Origin of the sequence: Paenibacillus sp. LPE1-1-1.1, assembly GCF_040676435.1 — a bacterium.
Taxonomy (GTDB): Bacteria; Bacillota; Bacilli; order Paenibacillales; family Paenibacillaceae; genus Pristimantibacillus.
This window is the reverse complement of record NZ_JBEGHY010000044.1, coordinates 327,917-346,312: the sequence shown is the minus strand read 5'-3', so window position 1 is coordinate 346,312 and position 18,396 is coordinate 327,917. Positions and strand designations below refer to the sequence as shown.

Here is an 18,396-nt window from a genome sequence, read left to right as displayed (position 1 = left end):
GAAGGACAGCCTCTTCAAACCGCCTGTTTAGATTTTCGCTTACCTGCTTTTGACAAGCAGCTCTACGGCTTGCTGTACCAGCTTTCCTGTATCTCCTCCGGCACGCTGCTCTTCCAGAATACATTGCTGGAGGTTCTCTGCAACAATTTGCGCGATTGCTTTATCAGAGGCATTTCGAACCGCAGATAATTGGCTAACCACGTCCTTGCATGACTTGCCTTCTTCCATCAAGCGAAGAACACCGCGTACTTGGCCTTCGATTTTTCTTAAACGCGTTTTCATTTCGTCCGTATAGTTGTATTCCATCCTCAACCCTACCTTCCAACTCACATATACATGTATGGGTATATTATAAATCAAAAAAATAGTTTCATACAATTAGATAAACAAGTTTACTTTTCCTTCCGATGCGTCGCCGAGATAGGCGGCTACTCCTCCATACTCGATGTTGTCCATCAATTCCTCTTGTTGCAGTCCAAGGAGATCCATTGTCATTGTACAAGCGACCATTTTAACCCCTTGTTCTTGAGCGAGTTCAATTAATTGAGGCAAAGTAAGTGCGTTGTGCTTTTTTATGACGTGTTTGATCATTTTGGGTCCCATACCGGCAAACTGCATTTTCGATAATCCCAGTTTATTTGCCCCGCGAGGCATGATCCAACCAAATGCCTTTTCCAGTAATCCTTTGTTTGTCCGAACGGCTACGTCTTTACGTAAAGCATTCAAGCCCCAAAAAGTAAAGAAGATCGTGACCTCATGATCATACGCGGCTGCTCCATTAGCAATAATGAATGCAGCCATCGCTTTATCCATGTCTCCGCTAAATAATACGATCGTTGTTTTTTGTTTTGTTTGTTCCATGCCTATTCATTCTCCTTATTAATTTTATATACACATACCCGTATAGGTATTAAAAAGTCCGCAGTTAAAGGAACAAAATAGACCACCAAACCTTAATGGCCGTGAATGAGATGATAACAACGAGTCCGTACCGCAATGCCCTCACATTCATTTTAGAACTGATTCTAGAGCCTATCGGAGCCCCTAATATACTGCCTAAAATGACGAACAGAGTCGGTAATGCTGGAATATGACCCGTGGTCAGCTTCCCTATAATACCGCCGAGGGCCGATATAAATACAATGGCAAGCGATGTAGCAATCGTTACTCGGGTAGGTATGGCTAAGACGGTCAGCATGATGGGAATCAGGATAAAAGCCCCGCCCGCACCTACGATTCCAGATACAATGCCCACTAAAAAAGAAGAGGAAACCGCGATTATTTTACTGAACGATAGGTGATTTTCAGCATCGATCGCTTTGCCCTTCACGGGTATCAACATGAGAACAACGGCTAAAATGGCCAATGAACCGTACAGAATATTGATGAGGCCTGCATGAAGATATTTAGAAAGAAATCCTCCGGCCAGACTGCCAACCAGAATGCTGCTTCCCATATAAAGGACAAGATCCTTATTTATTAATGCATAGTCTTTTCCTTTTTTACGAAAAGCAAGCATTCCCGCCAAGGAAGCAAAAAACACTTGAAACATGCTCATTGAGGCCACTTCCTGGGCATTAAATTCAGCAACTCCCAAAGCGTGCGGAACAAACAGCAGCAGAGGATAATTAATGATGGCTCCGCCAATTCCCATCAATCCGGAAAAAAAAGATCCGATAAATCCTAATAAAGCCATTATGAAATAGTGGAGAATGTCCATGCTTCCCTCCAGTGATAACGTTGGTTCAAAATAAGTGAACACAGCCGTGGTGCTAGCTTATTTTCTTGGCTTACACCTTTTTCACGAAAAAGGTATATACACCGTTTTCCTCTTCATGCGCAAGAAGCTCATTTTTCGTTTGTTTCACCCAAGCCTGAAAATCATTCAAAGAACCTTTATCGGTAGATAGCACCGCCATAGTTTGTCCTGATTGCAAAAGGTCTATCGCTTTTTTAGCCCTCACGATCGGCATCGGGCATGCCAGTCCTTTTGTATCTACAATCACATCTGCTTGCATTGTCGTTTCCTCCTTAGTTATCGTGAACAGCGCAGCGGTTAGGTCCAATCTCCATCTCGCGCTGCTCCTCTTCGCTGGGCTGAATTTTACCCCTATTAGCCTGCCGGATTTCTAAATAAGCATGGGGCTGAGGAGGCAGCTTTTCGGTAACGCTTCGCCTGAATTCTATCTCGCCAGCCACCGTTAAGCCTGGATTTTTCTCGTATAGTTCTGCTAACCGGGCCGATACCTTTCCATCCATGTCCAGCTCTGTGATCTTACCGAAATGAGCCGGGAGAACCGTCAAATCCTGCTTTAGCTCTTTATAGCGGCTAAATAACGTATGACGAAGGTCTCCTGCCCAATCCTCTGCTTTGCCGGCTAAGTCCGGGCGTCCGATGGATGCAATGAACAAGATGTCTCCCGTTAGCAAAAATTGATCATCAACAATCAAGGAGGTGCTTCCAATCGTATGGCCCGGTGAATAAATGGGTGTCATGCGTATGGTCGTATTCCCAACGGTAATGTCATTTCCGTCTTCTAATTTCTCATACTCAAAGCTGATTTCCTCAGCATCCTTTGGAGGGATCCAATAGGACGCTTTCGATTTTTCAGCTAGTTTTTTCCCTCCGGAGATATGATCGGCGTGCAAATGAGTATCAATGGTATGCGTGATTCTGGCTCCATGCGCTTTGGCAAATGTTTCGAATACATCCGTCATGCGAGGCGTATCGACAACAGCGGCTTCTCCGCCAGATATGACCATATAGGACAGGCAGCCTTTGCCGATGCGTACGAATTGATAGATGGCTCCTCCATCTGTTAAATCACCGATTTTTACAGGCTCCAAATGCTCACTCCATGATTTCATGCCGCCCTCAAGATAGAACACATCAGGGTAACCAGCTTTGATTAGCTGCTCGGCTACGAACAGGGATGACCCTTCTTTTGCACAAACGACCAAAACTTTTTTATCATCCTGTAGGTGTTTCCGAACGGGTTCCACACCTTCCAGCAGATCAAAATAAGGAATGTTTATGATTTCAATGTTTGCCCCTTCAATTTTCCAATCGTCAAAATCATTTGTATTTCGGACGTCCAAAATAGTTAAGTTCTCATGGTTGATTATGATTTTTGCCAATTCCTTCGCGGTCATCGGGTGGAGCGCAGATGCAGCTTTCATGTTGTTACCCCCTTCTTGTACTCATTTCGTTGTTTTCTAACGGACCAGACCATTCAGACATCCCTGGCACGACGTTATTCACGGATTGGAAGCCTTTTTCCGAGAGCAGTTTGCAAGCCAAATCGCTTCTCGTACCGCTGCGGCATACGACGAAAATTTGTTCATTCGGATTCAATTCATGCATTCGGCTTTCTAATTCTCCTAAAGGAATCGATAGCGCCCCTGGTATTCGATGAAAAGCATATTCAGCAGGCTCACGAACATCTAATACCTTTACGTTCATTATTGCCTGTATTTTAAGAGCCAGTTCCTCGTTCGATATGGTCTTTGCAAATTTGGACTGTTCGTTCGTTTCATTCGGAAATGATTTACGCAGGTAGTGCTTTAGTATTTCGTTTTCCATCGCGGTTCCCAAGTATTGATGACCTGTATTTTTTGCCCAGCTCCGGATATCAGCTAACGAGCCTTTATCTGTCGCCTGTACTTCAATGACCTGGCCAGCTTTTAAAAGCTCCATCGCTTTTTTGGTTTTGACGATTGGCATTGGACATGCGAGACCTTTGCAGTCCAAGATTTGATCGACGTGGATGTCATTATGCATGGGCTTTCCAGCACCTCCATAGGGTTTTGTGTTTCATTTCTGATTCATTACAAAAATACGGCCGCATCAACTCCCTATACCTATACCCCTATGGGTATTATAATAGTCAGCAAAATGCGGTTTGTCAAGCATCCAGCTTATGGTGGGAGCGACATTAGAGCAAAATAAAAAGAACCGAGACGCCGAGTCCCGGTTCCAGCTTTAAATCTGTACAAGCAGCAAAATAATAGAGGATAAGCACAAACAGGTGCTGATTAAGCAGAGAAACATAACGACCTGCTTATGGTTTAAACCTGCCCGGAGCAGGCGGTAATGCGCTTGGCTGGCATCTGCCTGATAAATGGCTTTGCCTTGCAGCATCCGTCTTGCCACGACGAACAAGTTATCGAAGATCGGTACGCCCAGCGCCAAAATCGGAATGAACAGCGACATGACGGTTGCTTGCTTAAACGCGCCGTCCAGTGCGATAACCGCGAGAATGAACCCGAGGAAGGTAGCTCCGGCGTCGCCCATGAATATTTTGGCCGGCGGCTTGTTGTAACGTAAATAGGCAATGGTAACCCCGACCAGAATAATGGCCATGATGGCGGAATTGGATTGACCCTTTGCAAGGGCAACAACGAAGAGCGTAACAGCCGAAATCGCGGACAGTCCGCCAGCCAGCCCATCCATGCCATCGGAGAAGTTAATGACTGTCGTAACGCCGAATATCCATAAAATTGTAAGCGAAAATTGCAAAATAACCGGAAGCAGCACATATTCGCCTGAGAGCGGGTTGTAGAAGCCGGTAAAGGAAATGCCGGAGGCATAGACGAGCACTGCAGCCGATATTTGCACGACAAATTTGGGAAGCGAAGGAAAATCCTTGCCCTTCGTCTTATACCAATCATCGACCGTGCCTATGATGAGCAGCAGAACGCCTCCTGCAAAAATAGCGCCGGTCTGCATGGAGAAGTCCCTGGTCACAAGCAAATACGTAAGGAAAAAACCAATAAAGATGACATAACTAGCCGTGAGCGGAATCGGCTCCCGATGAAGCTTGCGTTCAACGTCCTTGCGCGGCTTGTCCACAAAATCAAGGCGGAAGGCTAGTCTTCCGAACGGGGGTATCAAGAAATAAACGATCGCAAAAGAAACTACGAGAGAGAATGCGTATAAAATATTCGTCACCACCGTTATTTATTGAAGGAACAACAGAATTATACAATCCGAGCAGAAAATTGTCGATTGGCGGATACGTAAGTGAGAAGATATTAATGTTCTGCTGTTGTTTTTTTCTCGTCCTGTGCCTTAAAGAGGGAGCATTTCCAGTATTTCATCGGCGGAGGCCTGTCCGGCTGCAACCTTGAGAAATGCTTCCATATAAAGCTGGTGAAGATGCAGAATAAGCCCATTTTGCGTATCAATGGCTTTGATGTTGGCCGCGTCCTCGTTGCCTAACAGAAGGAGCGAGTTATGCTTGAAATAAACCACACCCGTATCCTCGAACAAACCAAAAGCGCCAAGCGGCAGCATCGTGTTCAGCTTTGCCGCTAGGCGGAGAAGCTCTCCGCAGTAAAGAGGTGAAACCCCCTCAGCAATCGTAACAAAGGCTTGCAAGATACAAATGCCCGCAGCTTCGGCGTCCTCCATATTCGGAAGAAAGCCCAGCTCCAGCTGCATGTCGCGCGCTTCCTCGCCAATGCCGTCAAATTGGACAATGAGCGAGCGGAACGGATCCTCGGATGTAGGCTCCGCCCAGCCGGTAGAAAACCCTTCGGTGTTATAATCGGTCTCGAGCAATCGGAGCAGTCGGTCTGGAGCGGTAGAAAAATTTGTCATACATACCTCCCGGCTGCAATTAAGTGTGCAGCTTTTTCGCAATCAGTTCGATTTTTGGCGTCTTCTTCTTCGCGTCAGGCGTTAAGCCGATATTTTTGATTAGGGTGATATATTGCGGATCGGATTCCAGGACACCCTTCTTGTATACGGTATGCGCGAGATCGGTAATGATCTGGCTGTAGCACTGGCCAACGGAGTTGAAGCCGTTTTGCTGAAGCAGGCTGTTACGAATGACGGATTTGTCGGGTTTGGCCTGCGGATCTGCCGCTTGAAGCTCGGCAACTTTTTTATCCACCCCAAGAAAACGGTCAACGATCTCTTCTTTGCGCGTACGTTTCTTATAAAATTTATAAATGGCGGCAATACCGCCGATAGCGCCTGCAACGCCAAGCAATAACCAGCCGACAGGCGTGGCGGCGCTGGCAAGCAGAAGTCCGCCGCCGACAATCATGGCTGCGCCTTTAAGCGCGGTAGCTGCGCTTTTCTTGCGGTTGATTTCTTGCGTGCTGGCACCGATGTTAGCCGCAAGGTTAAGTTTTTCGTCCTTGCCTGCCGTTTCTTTCTCGAGCTTCTCGAGATTGTTTTTGCGTTTGCCGTGTGTGTAAACGCCGGCTACGCCGCCGGCAAGATAGGCTGCCCCGCCGACCACGCCGGCAGCGCCTGCTGCCGCAGTAGCAGCGGTACTGACTGCGGCGCCCATGAATGTCTGCGTATTGACGACGCTGGTTGCGCCGAAGCGGGCTAGATCGGCAACGCCTGCTCCGCCTTCGGCGCCGATATTTTGATATTTATCATGCGTGCTTAACGCTTCCTCATGATTTTGAGCAGCGTTATAGATTTGCATGCCGGCCGTGACGCCGCTAAGCATCGCGGATGCAGGGCCAATATCGGTGACAGCGCCGAGCGCCCCTGCGTTGGTCGAACTTGTCGCAAGGTTCTGGGCCTCGCTGACGCCTGTAGCCGCTGCGCTTGAGGCGCCCACGGAAGCAGCTGCGGCTGTTGTTGCATAGGTGACGTAATCCCGGTCTTGGTCTTCGTTGTAATTCTTGGTTTTGTTACCCTTGACCGTACGCACAATCGTGGAGAACTTGTCCCAATCGACGCTTCGTCCGGTAAAGCCGGTAATGTGCTTTTTGGCCTTGCTTAAAGAGGGAGCGCCGCTGCCTCCGGCAAATAGGTTTGCGGCAATTTTCTGTTCCATCGTACTGAGTCCTTCGAAGAAGCTGAACAAGTCGGATTTCTTATCCTTGGAGGCTTCCGATTTCAGCCAGCTGATAATCGCCTGGGAGCCTCCGGCTGCCTGCGCTTCGCCTTCCTTGAGCTGCTTGACGCTGGCCTGCGCCACCCGGTTGCCTGCGGTCCGCTGCAGCTGAAGCACATTAGAAGGAGCCGCGGCGCCGGGGGAGCGCTCTGCCGTAACGGAGGGTTGGCCTGGTGTTGATTTAATGGATTCGCGGGAAGAAGAAGCCTTCTTCTGTAGTGGACTGTTCGCCAAGTGGTACCCCTCCTGAATGTAAAAGCCTGCCTGAACAAAAAAGTCATAATTGCATGTGATCCGTGCTTATAATGTAGTACTTTTATCTTAGCATGACTTCCCAGAATGTACTATTAAAATGGTTCAAAATACCTTATGTTTCGACATTTTTTATTCTGATTTATAGCGGATGGATCGCGTCAAATATATGCATCCTTCCCCGAATGGCCGAATAAGGATAAGCAATCCTTTTTTTAAAAGCAGAAGAAGGGATAAGCTTTCCAACTTACCGGGATAGAGGAGCGAACCATATGAGGCTGGATTGTGCCATTATCGGCGGCGGGCCGGCGGGCTTAAACGCTGCGCTTGTGCTTGGCAGGTCGCGGAGGGATGTTATTGTATTTGACAATAACAAGCCTAGAAACGCGGTCACCCGCGAGTCCCACGGCTTTATTACGAGAGACGGCATTGGGCCGGGCGAGCTTCGCAGATTAGCCCATAATGATATTGCGAATTATCCGTCGGTGACCATCAAGCCGGATAAGGTCACCGAGATTAGGCATAGTGAGGCGGGTTTTCAGGTGACGACGAGCAACGGGGTCACCTATTTGGCCCGTACCGTTATTTTGGCAGCCGGACTGAAGGAGTCATTGCCCAGAATCCCCGGGATTCAAAAGTTTTACGGTAAAAGCTTGTTCAGCTGCCCTTACTGTGACGGCTGGGAGCTGCGCGATCAACCGCTGGCGGTCATATCGGAGGGCTCGAATCTGTTCCAATTGGCCAAAATCGTCTATAACTGGAGCAAGGATGTGCTCGTTTGCACGAATGGGAAAGGCAGCCTAAACGCGCAGCAGATAGGAATGCTCGGACAAAGAGGCATTCAAGTGGCGCACCATAGGATCAGAGCTCTTGAAGGCGAGGCCGGCAGGCTTAACCGGGTCGTTTTTGAAAATGGCAGCGAGGTAAAGCGCGTCGGCGGATTCGTCACGCCTTCCTGGGATCAGGCCGCCTCGTTCGGGGAGTCGCTCGGCTGCGCCATGACTCAGGTCGGCGGCTTTATGACCGACGACTATGGCAGAACCAGCGTAAGGGGCGTGTATGCGGCCGGCGATTCCTCCATTATTGTTCCTGCGCAGCTGGTTGTTGCAGCGGGAGAGGGCAGCAAAGCAGCTATCGGAGCCAATACCGATTTGACGAACCAGGATTTTGGATGGTGAACGCGCTGCTTCGTCAGCGGATATAAACAATTAGCTGCCTCAAACCGTCGAATTTTTGCTAAAATAAGGATAAAGATTATGGCTTGATTGTTACAGCAGCTTGCTTTATGGGTAATGGATGGAACAAAGTAGTTAGCCGCGTCATGCTTGTTCGAGAGCTCTAACGGCTGGCAGGAGGAGAAACATATATGCTAGAGAAGCTGCACGCTGATGACTATGTTTTAAATCAGTTTCCATTTATGCGCGATGAGCTGCAATATAATTTAATCCATTTGATAACCGCGATTGAGGGATCGTCCGCGTTGAAAACGCCTGACGGCCGCATGCTGTTCGCCGGCTCGCCGGGACATAATGCTTGGTTGTGGCTGTCGGAGGATGTTACGGATGAACACAGGCTGATGCTGATGAAGGAGCTAATCGGGTACCATCAAGGAACGGTGCTGCCCGGTATATGCGGCTCTCCGCCGATTGCCGAACAGTTCGCTAGGCTCTACGCGGAGGTTAACCAGCTGAAATACCATGCTTATATGATGATGGAAACCTATTCTTGCCCCAAAGTGATTAAGCCGTTGAAGGTGAAGGGGAAAATGATTCGAGCGGAGCGCGGGCATGTGGAGCTTGTCGCCGAATTTATGGCCGGCTTTTCCGAGGACGCCTACGGAACATCGGTTATACCTGCCAGCCAGCTTCCGGCTGCGGAAGGAATGGTAATGAGAGGGAATTTATATTTCTGGACCGTCGACGAGCTTCCGGTGGCGATGGCAAATATTGCTTACCGCTCTCCGCGGCACGGAAGGATTAATGCCGTCTATACTCCGCCGGTTCTGCGGAAAAATGGCTATGCCAGCGCAATCGTTGCCGAGCTTTGTTTGATTCTGGAGGAAGAGAACCGTGAACCGATGCTCTATGCGGATACCAAAAATTCGTCCTCCAACAAAGTATACAAAAACATCGGCTTCGTTGAGAGCGGGCCGATTGCCGAAATAAGATTTATGTAAGGATAAATGGTAAGGAAGAAGGAATTTTTCTGAAAATCGATCGTTTGCTCGCGATGACCGTGCTTCTTCTTAATCGCGGGAGAATAAGCGCGAAGGAGCTCGCCGACCGTTTTGAGGTCTCTACGAAAACCATCTACCGCGACATGGATACGCTTAGCCAATCCGGCATTCCGATCTTTGCCCATCAAGGAACGGCGGGCGGCTTCGAGATTATGGAGCAGTACACGATATCGCGTCAGTACCTATCATTAGGGGAAATTTCATCTCTTATAGCTGCCGTAAAAGGCATAGGGACCGCTTTGGATGATACGGATTATGCCAAGCTCCATGAAAAGGTCAAATCGCTGCTTCATAAATCGGACAAGCAGCAGGCGGCTAGCAGCGAGGAAAGCCTGGTCTTTGATCTTAATCCTTGGGGACAAGGACCGGCTGCGCGCCTTAAGGTCAATCTCTTTAAACAAGCTATAGAAGAAAACCGGTGCATGAAGCTAAGCTACATAAATATGAATGGATCGGAGACGGAACGGAAAATCGAGCCTTATGCGCTTATTTTAAAAGGAAATGTATGGTATGTGCAGGCTTACTGCATGCTGCGTGAGCAATTTCGCGTTTTTCGTTTATCGCGCGTGCTGAAGCATCATCTGCTTGAGGAACGTTTCGTGCGCCGCGATGCCCCTTCGCTGGAGAGGTATGCATGGGATACGGAATGGTCGAAAAATGCCGAAACCGTAGTGACGCTGCTATTCCGTCCTCAGGTACGCTACCGCGTGGGGGATGCTTTTCGCCCGGAACAGGTTTATGTGCTGGAGGACGGATCCGTGCGCGTAGAGGGCAAGCAGATAGTAGATGAATTCTTTTACGGGATGCTGCTGAGCTTCGGCAATCAAGTAAAGGTAGAGCAGCCTGCCTATGTTGCCGAGCAGGTCATTCAGCGCGCCAAAAATATTATTGCCCGTTACGAGAACTAAGACAGACAGCTGTCCAGTTTCCCTAGCTATACTAAGAACAAAACCAAAGGGGATGGGGAACGACAGATGAAGGAACAAATCGTAGTCAAACCGGCGCTTGCGCTTATCGGAGTAGCAACACGAACGACCAATGCGGAGGAGGCCGGTCCGAACAGACGCCTGCCTGCGTTGTGGAATACTTATTTCGAAAGCGGAATTGCCGAGCGGACAGCGGTAAGCAACGGCCATTTGATTTATGCGCTTTATACGGATTACGAGAGCGATGCAAGTGGCGCCTATACGACTCTTATTGGGCATGAACGCGGCGGCGATGCTGTAGATGAGGTGCCAGGCTTGGTACCGGTAGCGGTACCGGAGGCAAAGTACCTCGTCTTTAAGACGAAGAGAGGGCCTGTGTATGAGGTTGTAGCGCAGGCATGGGGCGAGATTTGGGCTTATTTCCAGCATTCCTCGCTTGAGCGTGCGTATACCGGCGATTATGAGCTGTATGATGGACGAACGTTTAACCCGGAGGAAGCGGAAATCGAAATTTATATCGCGATAAAATAAAAAACGCACACTCTAAGTCTAGGGCTGAGAGTGTGCGTTTTTTTATGAGTGCAGGTACTATTTATTCTTCGCGGTAATCCTGGACGAGAACATCCAAGGCGCCTGTTTCGGGATCTATGATGAAACCGTGAACCGGAATATGCTTTGGAAAAAGCGGATGCTTGCGTATTAATTTGACGCTATCCATAACGCCTTCATCAGCGCTGGCAAAGCCCTTCAAAAACTTATCCATGCGGATACCTGAATTCTCCAGTGTTTCTATAGCAAGCGGGTCGATCCCATGCTCAATGAATTTGCCGACCAAGCCTTCCGTATTCAAGTTGGTCATGCCGCAGCCATGATGGCCGATCACGAACACCTCGCGTGCGCCCAGCTCATATACGGCGACGAGAATGCTGCGCATGGCGCTGCCGAAGGGCTGCGTCAGGATGGCGCCCGCATTTTTGATAAACTTGGCATCACCATTTCTGATATTCAAAGCTTTGGGCAGCAGTTCTACGAGCCGTGTATCCATACAAGTAAGAATTGCAACTTTCTTATCGGGGAATTTGTCAGTCATATAAGCCTCATACTGCTTTTCCTCAACAAACTGCTTGTTAAACTCCATGATACGTGGAACGATGGACATGTTTTCTCCTCCTGGCCGCAATAAATTCTATCTATCTCTATATTAATATTATTCATAGAAAACGGGCGGTAGTCAAATGATCATCTAATGAATTATTCCGCTTTGCTTCGCTTTTTCCAGAATTTTGGCGGAATAACGATTGATCCATTTTTTTAAAGCAAGCCCGAGCAGAAGCGCCGCGCCGGCAAAAACCGCCAAAGCTATCAAATCTCGCGCCACAATATCCCATAGGATGCCGCCGACCGCCTCCCGCATCATGCTGATCGCATAGGTGAAGGGCAGGAACGGATGAATCGCTTGGAAAAACGGCGGCGTCACCTGTATCGGAAACGTACCGCCGGATCCGGCGAGCTGGAGCACGAGCAGAACGATGGCCATTGCTTTGCCTACATTTCCGAATATGGACACGAGCGTGTACACGATCAGCATGAACACGGCACTTAGAATGACACCGAAGAGAACGAACCATAATGGATCGGCGACATATGCCTTGAGCAGCCAGATGTCCCCTAGAGTAACTAGGAGAGACTGCACAATCGCTATCGTTAGAAAGGTGAGGTATCGCCCCAAATAAATGTGATAGCTCCGGTAAGCATGCCCAGCAGGATGAACATCCACCGTAAGCAGCGACACAAGCAAAAGCGCCCCGACCCATAAGGACAGCGTGGTGAAAAACGGCGACATCGCCGAACCGTAATTCGGAATCGGGAATAAGCGGTTTTCCTTCAATACCACAGGCTCCGCGAAAAAAGCCCCTTCGCGCTCCGCGTCGTTTTTGAGCAGATCAATCAGCTCATCCAAATGGCCTTCCTTCTCAAGCTCCCGTATTTGCATGGCAAAATCCTTGATCTTTTGCTCGGCTGCAGGTAAACGGGCTTGCATTTTCGCAAGCTCCTGGCCGCCTAGCTCTAGCCCTTTCGCAGCATCATTTACTATTTTGACGACACTTGGAATGGCCTTGTTTGCTTCTGCCATTACCGATTCAGCCTTGGACGCGGCTTGCTTCGCTTTATCCGCGGCTTGCATGATGCCCGGTAATATCTCGCTATCATATCGGCTCAGCACTTCGGTTAGAATCACGGCTGCTTCCTTCGATAAGGCGCTCAGGCGATCGATAAGGGTTTGCGCGGGTTTCTCGCCATTGCGCATTGCGGAGCGGATTTGCTGTACAACCGTAAGCTGCTGCTGAAACTGGCTGTTTACCTGCTGCAGCCGTTCAATGGCAGACGCGAGCGGCTTATGGCTGGTTAAATCGTTCAAGCGTTCAAGCAGGCTGATCATGCCGCCCGTCACCGCGGCTGCACTGGTTAGGCGTTTCTCCGCAAGCTCCAGGGTCGTTTGGACGAATGCGGGATCAACGGATGAATCCTGCAGAACGGCAGCGAGCTCCTCCATCGCATGAGCCGTCTCAAGCAGCAGCTGCAAGTCCTGCTTGATAAGCGGGCCAACGGTATCGAGTGCCGTTGTGCTTTTACGGAAGAAAAGACCAAGCTGCTTTGTGAATGCCTCGCCATCCTTAGCAAGCTGGGCAGCTTTCGTCAGCTCCGTTTGAACGGCGCTGACGATTTTTTTTGATTTTTCGATGTCCACGGCAGCTAGGGATACCGCTTCGTTGATTTTCGGAATCAGCGATTCCAGTTTAAATACGGTATTTCGAACTTGCTCGATCGCAGGCTTATTTTCCTCAATCTCTACGCCGATTTGATTAAAGATGCGGAATATCGTCTCGTTGGCCGTTTTAACGAAACTGGCCCGAACTTCCTCGATAATGCCGCTTGCCCCTTTTTGGGCGATTTTGGGCGATACCGCGTTAATTTTCTCGTTTACGGCATAGTCGAGTTCGGCTTGCTGCGGATTGTCGGTGAGAACAGTGGCCAAGTCGGCAGAGAAATCTGCCGGAATAGTTATGCTGGCATAATAGTCGCCGTGCTTAACGCCTTCCATAGCCTTTTTCTCCTCCACGAACACCCAGCCGATCTTTTTGTTCTCCTTCAAGGAGGCAATGATCTGGTTCCCGGCGTGAATAGGAATATCGCGGAGCACAGCGCCTTCGTCGTTGTTGACGACAGCGATGGCGAGCGAGCTTGTCTGGCCGTAAGGGTCCCAAGATGCTTTGATATTGAACCATGCGTATAAGGAAGGCAGAAAGGCGAGACCGATGATTATGACAGCAGCGGCGCCGTTTCGAAAAATGCCGCGAAGATCCTTGGCGTAAATCGCAAAGATTTGTCCCATGTTTATCCACTCCTAAAAAATGCTTGTCTTAGTATAGCTAAATAGGTTCAAAACTACCCGCTGTATAAGCATCGCATCTAAGGGGACGGAAAAAGGCAGCAGCTTCGGCGGTTACGCTTTAGCTGCTGCCTTTGTTTATATATTTCCGCGAAATGGGCTTTTGCCTCAATGGAAGGTTGCAGCCGGTTAAGCGTGGTCTTCGTTCATAACTTCAGCCAGCAGCTCGAAGGAGCGAAGGCGCGCAGAATGATCGTAAATTTGGCTGACGACGATTAACTCATCGACGCCTGTCTGATCGATGATGTCGTTCAGCTTCTCTTTGACGGCCGCTTTCGTGCCGGTAATCGTGAAGCTGAGCTGCTTGCGCACCATCATCTTTTCTTGCTCGCTCCAGAGACCGTCCATGCTGTCCACGGGCGGATTCAGCTGTCCCATGCGTCCGCGAATCAGATTAAGGAAGGCTTGCTCCTGCGAGGTAGCAAGAAATGCGGCCGCTTCATCTGAGTCTGCCATAATGACATTCACGCCGGCCATGGCATAAGGCTTAGCCAGCACATCCGAAGGCCGGAAGTTATCGCGGTACAGCTTCAAGGCCGGAACCAGAAAGTCCGGCGCAAAGTGGCTGGCAAACGCGAACGGAAGCCCATGATGCCCGGCAAGCTGGGCGCTGAAGCCGCTTGACCCGAGCAGCCAGATCGGAACATCCAGGCCTTCGCCGGGAACGGCTCTAGGCATAACGCCCCGGGCATCCTCGCCCGGATTGAAGTAATGGCGCAGCTCGTTCAGCTGCTCCGGAAAATCCTCGCCATTGCTGCCAAGCCCGCGCCGCAGCGCACGGGCTGCAACCTGGTCGGACCCCGGCGCTCTTCCGAGGCCCAGATCGATCCGGCCGGGGTACATGGACTCGAGCGTGCCGAATTGCTCGGCAATCACGAGCGGAGCGTGGTTGGGAAGCATAATGCCGCCGGAGCCGACGCGGATTTTTTCCGTGCCTGCCGCGATATAGCCAATCACAACGGAAGTGGCGGAGCTGGCAATGCCCGGCATGTTATGATGCTCGGCTACCCAGTAGCGGTTATAGCCCCATTTTTCGGCATGCTGGGCCAAATCAAGAGTGTTGCGGAAGGATTGAGCAGGTGTCCCGCCGGTAATGATGGGAGCGAGATCGAGTATGGAGAAAGGGATGTCTTGAATAGGCATCGTCGTATTTACCTCCTAAAAGAAATGCGTGAACAGTAATGCTGTTCCGCCGTGCTTATCAGGCAGCCAAAACGTAAAACCCCAATGCCGCTAAGGACATGGGGCCATGATATTATGCTTCTTATTGCGGGTTTGTTGTCCAAATGCCTGCTGTTTTGATAAATACGCGGTCTGGCAGCTTCAAGGCTGCGAGAACCAGCTCAGCCATATCCTCGGCCTGCATCATACGGTCCTCGTCGCCGATTTTGAGACCGGCATTCGATGCCAGCTCGGTATTGACGGTGCTTGGCGTCAGCGCGGTAACGCGTATATTGGACTTGCGAACCTCCTGCATAAGCGCCTCGGTCATGCCGATCACCGCAAACTTGGATGCGCAGTAAGCAGAGCCGGTTGCAAAGCCGCGCTCGCCTGCCGTTGAAGCGATGTTGATGATGCTTCCGCTGCTTTGCTCCAGCATTGTCGGAAGCGCGGCGCGCGTAACATAGTAGGTGCCAAGCACGTTCGTTTGGATAATGCGTTCCCACTGCTCGTGGTCCATGTCAAGCAGGGTGCCGAACGTTCCGATTCCCGCGTTGTTGATGAGGATATCGATGGATCCAAGGCTTTCTTTTAGCGCGGCAATGGCTCCGTCTACTTCTGCTTTAACGGCTATGTCAGCGGAAGCTACAAATACCTTCACGCCATAGGTGCTTGCAAGGGAGGCTTGCAGCGATTCCAGGTCAGAGCTTGTACGGGCGATAATACCCAGATTGACGCCTTCCGCCGCTAATGCGACAGCAATGGCTTTGCCGATCCCTTTTCCTGCGCCTGTAATAATTGCCGATCTATTTTTTAATTCCATGTTCATCTCTCCTCTGTTAGCTGCGTATTTCTACATTCGTATGTAATGACTTCGATATGATATCCTTTTAACCAGGCATCACATACGTTAGATATAATTATTATGCTACACCATACTTAAAGCAAGTAGCAACTTTATAGTAAGATAGTATCATTTTTATACTAAAGGAGTCGTTCGACTTGGGAGACCAGCATTTTAAAGAAACGGTAGAGCTTACCTTGAAGGTAATCGGAGGAAAATGGAAGCCGGTCATTCTTTGCCATTTGACCGAGGGCACGCATCGATTTGGCGAGCTGAAGCGGGAGATGCCGTCCATTACCCAAAAAATGCTCACGCAGCAGCTGCGGGAGCTGGAAGAGGATTCCATCATTGATCGCAAGGTTTATGTGCAGGTGCCGCCTAAGGTGGAGTATTCCTTAACCGAGTATGGCTTATCGGTGAAAGAGCTGCTGAATGTGATGTCGCAGTGGGGCGAGCAGCATCAGGAAAGGCTGGCGAAGCCGAATAAATAAGGCAGCCAGGTTCCTCATAGTACCCAAATGGGTACTACGTTCCATAAAAGTGCGTACTGTTTTTTTTGACTATGGGCGTCTATTATAGGGCTATCGGATAAACGAAACCGGTGGAATAAACCTATGAGGAGCGATTGAGACATGAAATTACAATTAGCGCTGGATTTGGTTGACATACAGGGAGCAATCGAGGTTGTGAAGCAAGTAGAGGCATATGTGGACGTTGTGGAGATCGGTACGCCAATCGTCATTAACGAAGGGCTGCACGCCGTAAAAGCATTGAAGGATGCGTTCCCCAACATGACCGTTCTTGCCGATCTTAAAATTATGGATGCAGGCGGCTACGAAGTGATGAAAGCATCGGAGGCCGGCGCGGATATCGTTACGATTCTTGGCGTAGCTGAGGATGCGAGCATCAAGGGCGCGGTGGAAGAGGCCAAAAAACAAGGAAAACAAATTTTGGTCGATATGATTGCCGTGAAAAACTTAGCGGAGCGCGCTGCGCAGGTAGACTCGTTCGGCGTTGATTACGTCTGCGTGCATACCGGTTATGATCTTCAAGCGGAAGGACAAAATTCCTTCGAGGATCTTCGCACGATCAAATCCGTTGTCAAAAATGCGAAGGTAGCCGTTGCCGGCGGGATCAAGCTTAGCACGCTTCCGGAAGTTATCGCCGTTGGGCCTGACCTTATTATCGTAGGCGGCGGCATTACGGGACAAGCCGACATTCAAGCTGCGGCATCCGAGATGCAGCAATTGATCAAGCAAGGGTAAGCGGGATGAAGGCGAACGTTCCTGCGCTTTCAACGATAGTGAATGAGCTGCGGCTTGCGGTTGATCAGCTTGATGAGGGGCAGCTGGAGCATTTGGCCGATGCGGTCAGCTCAGCCGGGCGCGTATTTGTAGCCGGAGCGGGCCGATCGGGGCTGATGATGCGTGCTTTTGCGATGCGCCTCATGCATCTGGGGCTCGATGTATATGTCGTCGGCGAGACGGTAACCCGCAGCCTGGGCAAAGGTGATTTGCTGCTGATTGGCTCCGGTTCGGGCGAGACGAAATCGCTTATTCCCATGGCAGAAAAGGCGAGGAGCCTTGAAGCGAGGGTAGGCGCTTTAACGCTCGCTCCAGGATCGACCATCGGGAGACAGGCGGATTTTGCGGTCAAGCTTCCGGGAGCGCCGAAGGAGCAAGCGGAGCATGAGGCATCGACCGTCCAGCCCATGGGCTCATTATTTGAGCAAATGCTGCTACTCGTATGCGACGCGGTTGTGCTCAGACTGATGGAGAAGCAGGATTTGAGCGGTAAGGCGATGTACGGCAATCATGCTAATTTGGAGTAAATTGCAATAACCAACAATTATAAAGAAGCAAGAGACAATGAAGAGGCAATCTCGGGCAGCAATATGCGCCCCGTGATTGTCTCTTTTTCGCTGCTATGGCTGGGGGTGCTGGTGGGTCTACAGTGTAGCTGGTGCAATAGAGTAACATTTGGGGGCAAGCAGCTCGGCGTGCGTCGTTGTTTGTGGAAGGAATGATGCGTTGCGGGGGCAGCTGTTGGGCGGGTTTATGCGGCATGGATTGCTTGTCGGTCTACATTGCAGTTTGTGCAGCAGAACGGGGGAAATGTGGGAAAGTTTCGAGGTACGTTGCAGTTTGTGCAATAGAATGGGGTAGATACGTGGTTGAAACGGAGTTTGAGCCCGAATCTGCTGCACTTTCTGCAGCGTAGCTGGCGTGTTTGCGTAAAAGGAAAGTTTCTGATGTAGAAACTACACTATACGCCATGAGTCTAGCTGCGGATAAGGACGGATAAAGATGAATAAATACGGATAAAGACTGATAAAGACGGATAAACACGGATAAATACGGATAAATACAGATAAGAACGAATAAGGACAAAGGTGAGCCCGAGGAAGGAAGCTTGCTTCCTCTGCCGTGTGCCGTTTGTGCAATAGAGTAACATTTGGGGGCAAGCAGCTCGGCGTGCGTCGTTGTTTGTGGAAGGAATGATGCGTTGCGGGGCAGCTGTTCGGCGGATTTATGAGGCATGGATGGCTAGTCGGTCTACATTGCAGTTTGTGCAGCAGAACAGGGGGAATGCGGGAAAGTTTCGAGGTACGCTGCAGTTTATGCAATAGAAAGGGGTAGCTACGTGGCTGAGACAAAGTTTGA

The 18,396-nt window shown here is 49.9% G+C and carries 20 protein-coding genes; 7 read left to right on the top strand and 13 right to left on the bottom strand.

Annotated elements, in window-relative coordinates; translation table 11 throughout:
* Positions 1-39: 39 nt before the first annotated feature.
* The 9 genes from MRBLPE1_RS28225 to MRBLPE1_RS28185 all read right to left on the bottom strand — a co-directional run bounded on the left by MRBLPE1_RS28225 (position 40) and on the right by MRBLPE1_RS28185 (position 7,097).
* Entirely contained in the window at positions 40-306 is a 267-nt protein-coding gene (locus tag MRBLPE1_RS28225) for a metal-sensitive transcriptional regulator (protein WP_364152298.1), read from the bottom strand.
* A 72-nt stretch (positions 307-378) separates the two neighbouring features.
* On the bottom strand, positions 379-861 hold the full coding sequence (locus MRBLPE1_RS28220) for a DsrE/DsrF/DrsH-like family protein (protein ID WP_364152296.1): 483 nt from the start codon (positions 859-861) through the stop codon (positions 379-381).
* 64 nt (positions 862-925) lie between these two features.
* Positions 926-1,720 (bottom strand): sulfite exporter TauE/SafE family protein, encoded by a 795-nt coding sequence (locus tag MRBLPE1_RS28215; RefSeq protein ID WP_364152293.1) that lies wholly within the window; start codon positions 1,718-1,720, stop codon positions 926-928.
* 70 nt (positions 1,721-1,790) lie between these two features.
* Positions 1,791-2,018 (bottom strand): sulfurtransferase TusA family protein, encoded by a 228-nt coding sequence (locus MRBLPE1_RS28210; RefSeq protein ID WP_364152290.1) that lies wholly within the window; start codon positions 2,016-2,018, stop codon positions 1,791-1,793.
* Between the two features lie 13 nt (positions 2,019-2,031).
* Positions 2,032-3,180 carry an MBL fold metallo-hydrolase gene (locus tag MRBLPE1_RS28205; protein WP_364152287.1) on the bottom strand — a complete coding sequence of 383 codons (1,149 nt, stop codon included), beginning with the start codon at positions 3,178-3,180 and terminating at the stop codon, positions 2,032-2,034.
* 4 nt (positions 3,181-3,184) lie between these two features.
* Positions 3,185-3,781, bottom strand: coding sequence for a sulfurtransferase TusA family protein (locus tag MRBLPE1_RS28200; protein ID WP_364152284.1), 597 nt, complete (start codon positions 3,779-3,781; stop codon positions 3,185-3,187).
* Between the two features lie 201 nt (positions 3,782-3,982).
* Positions 3,983-4,951, bottom strand: coding sequence for an MraY family glycosyltransferase (locus tag MRBLPE1_RS28195; RefSeq protein WP_364152282.1), 969 nt, complete (start codon positions 4,949-4,951; stop codon positions 3,983-3,985).
* Between the two features lie 120 nt (positions 4,952-5,071).
* Entirely contained in the window at positions 5,072-5,602 is a 531-nt protein-coding gene (locus MRBLPE1_RS28190; protein ID WP_364152279.1) for a hypothetical protein, read from the bottom strand.
* A gap of 19 nt (positions 5,603-5,621) precedes the next feature.
* Complete coding sequence (locus MRBLPE1_RS28185) at positions 5,622-7,097, bottom strand: hypothetical protein (protein ID WP_364152276.1); 1,476 nt, start codon at positions 7,095-7,097, stop codon at positions 5,622-5,624.
* Positions 7,098-7,387: 290 nt separating this feature from the next.
* Here MRBLPE1_RS28185 and MRBLPE1_RS28180 point away from each other — a divergent pair, with 290 nt between their 5' ends.
* The 4 genes from MRBLPE1_RS28180 (at position 7,388) to MRBLPE1_RS28165 (ending at position 10,808) form a co-directional block, all read left to right on the top strand.
* Complete coding sequence (locus MRBLPE1_RS28180) at positions 7,388-8,293, top strand: NAD(P)/FAD-dependent oxidoreductase (RefSeq protein WP_364152273.1); 906 nt, start codon at positions 7,388-7,390, stop codon at positions 8,291-8,293.
* 188 nt (positions 8,294-8,481) lie between these two features.
* The gene (locus tag MRBLPE1_RS28175) at positions 8,482-9,291 is read left to right on the top strand and encodes a GNAT family N-acetyltransferase (RefSeq protein WP_364152270.1); all 810 of its coding nucleotides are present in this window, start codon (positions 8,482-8,484) and stop codon (positions 9,289-9,291) included.
* A gap of 53 nt (positions 9,292-9,344) precedes the next feature.
* Positions 9,345-10,259, top strand: a complete 915-nt coding sequence (locus MRBLPE1_RS28170) for a helix-turn-helix transcriptional regulator (protein WP_364152267.1) — start codon at positions 9,345-9,347, stop codon at positions 10,257-10,259.
* Positions 10,260-10,325: 66 nt separating this feature from the next.
* Complete coding sequence (locus MRBLPE1_RS28165; protein WP_364152264.1) at positions 10,326-10,808, top strand: GyrI-like domain-containing protein; 483 nt, start codon at positions 10,326-10,328, stop codon at positions 10,806-10,808.
* A gap of 61 nt (positions 10,809-10,869) precedes the next feature.
* Here MRBLPE1_RS28165 and MRBLPE1_RS28160 read toward each other — a convergent pair whose 3' ends face one another.
* From MRBLPE1_RS28160 to MRBLPE1_RS28145, 4 genes are all read right to left on the bottom strand, one after another.
* Positions 10,870-11,436, bottom strand: coding sequence for a beta-class carbonic anhydrase (locus tag MRBLPE1_RS28160; protein ID WP_364152261.1), 567 nt, complete (start codon positions 11,434-11,436; stop codon positions 10,870-10,872).
* A gap of 84 nt (positions 11,437-11,520) precedes the next feature.
* Positions 11,521-13,671, bottom strand: a complete 2,151-nt coding sequence (locus tag MRBLPE1_RS28155; RefSeq protein ID WP_364152259.1) for a YhgE/Pip domain-containing protein — start codon at positions 13,669-13,671, stop codon at positions 11,521-11,523.
* A 186-nt stretch (positions 13,672-13,857) separates the two neighbouring features.
* Positions 13,858-14,871, bottom strand: coding sequence for an LLM class flavin-dependent oxidoreductase (locus tag MRBLPE1_RS28150; protein WP_364152256.1), 1,014 nt, complete (start codon positions 14,869-14,871; stop codon positions 13,858-13,860).
* 121 nt (positions 14,872-14,992) lie between these two features.
* Positions 14,993-15,712: a 3-ketoacyl-ACP reductase gene (locus MRBLPE1_RS28145; protein WP_364152254.1), complete on the bottom strand. Its 720-nt coding sequence runs from the start codon at positions 15,710-15,712 to the stop codon at positions 14,993-14,995.
* 179 nt (positions 15,713-15,891) lie between these two features.
* On the opposite strand from MRBLPE1_RS28145, the gene MRBLPE1_RS28140 reads away from it, so the two are divergent.
* From MRBLPE1_RS28140 to hxlB, 3 genes are all read left to right on the top strand, one after another.
* Positions 15,892-16,224, top strand: coding sequence for a winged helix-turn-helix transcriptional regulator (locus tag MRBLPE1_RS28140; RefSeq protein ID WP_364152251.1), 333 nt, complete (start codon positions 15,892-15,894; stop codon positions 16,222-16,224).
* Positions 16,225-16,365: 141 nt separating this feature from the next.
* Entirely contained in the window at positions 16,366-16,998 is a 633-nt protein-coding gene (hxlA, locus tag MRBLPE1_RS28135) for a 3-hexulose-6-phosphate synthase (RefSeq protein ID WP_364152248.1), read from the top strand.
* A gap of 5 nt (positions 16,999-17,003) precedes the next feature.
* Positions 17,004-17,564, top strand: a complete 561-nt coding sequence (gene hxlB, locus MRBLPE1_RS28130) for a 6-phospho-3-hexuloisomerase (RefSeq protein WP_364152245.1) — start codon at positions 17,004-17,006, stop codon at positions 17,562-17,564.
* The last annotated feature ends 832 nt before the right edge of the window (positions 17,565-18,396 follow it).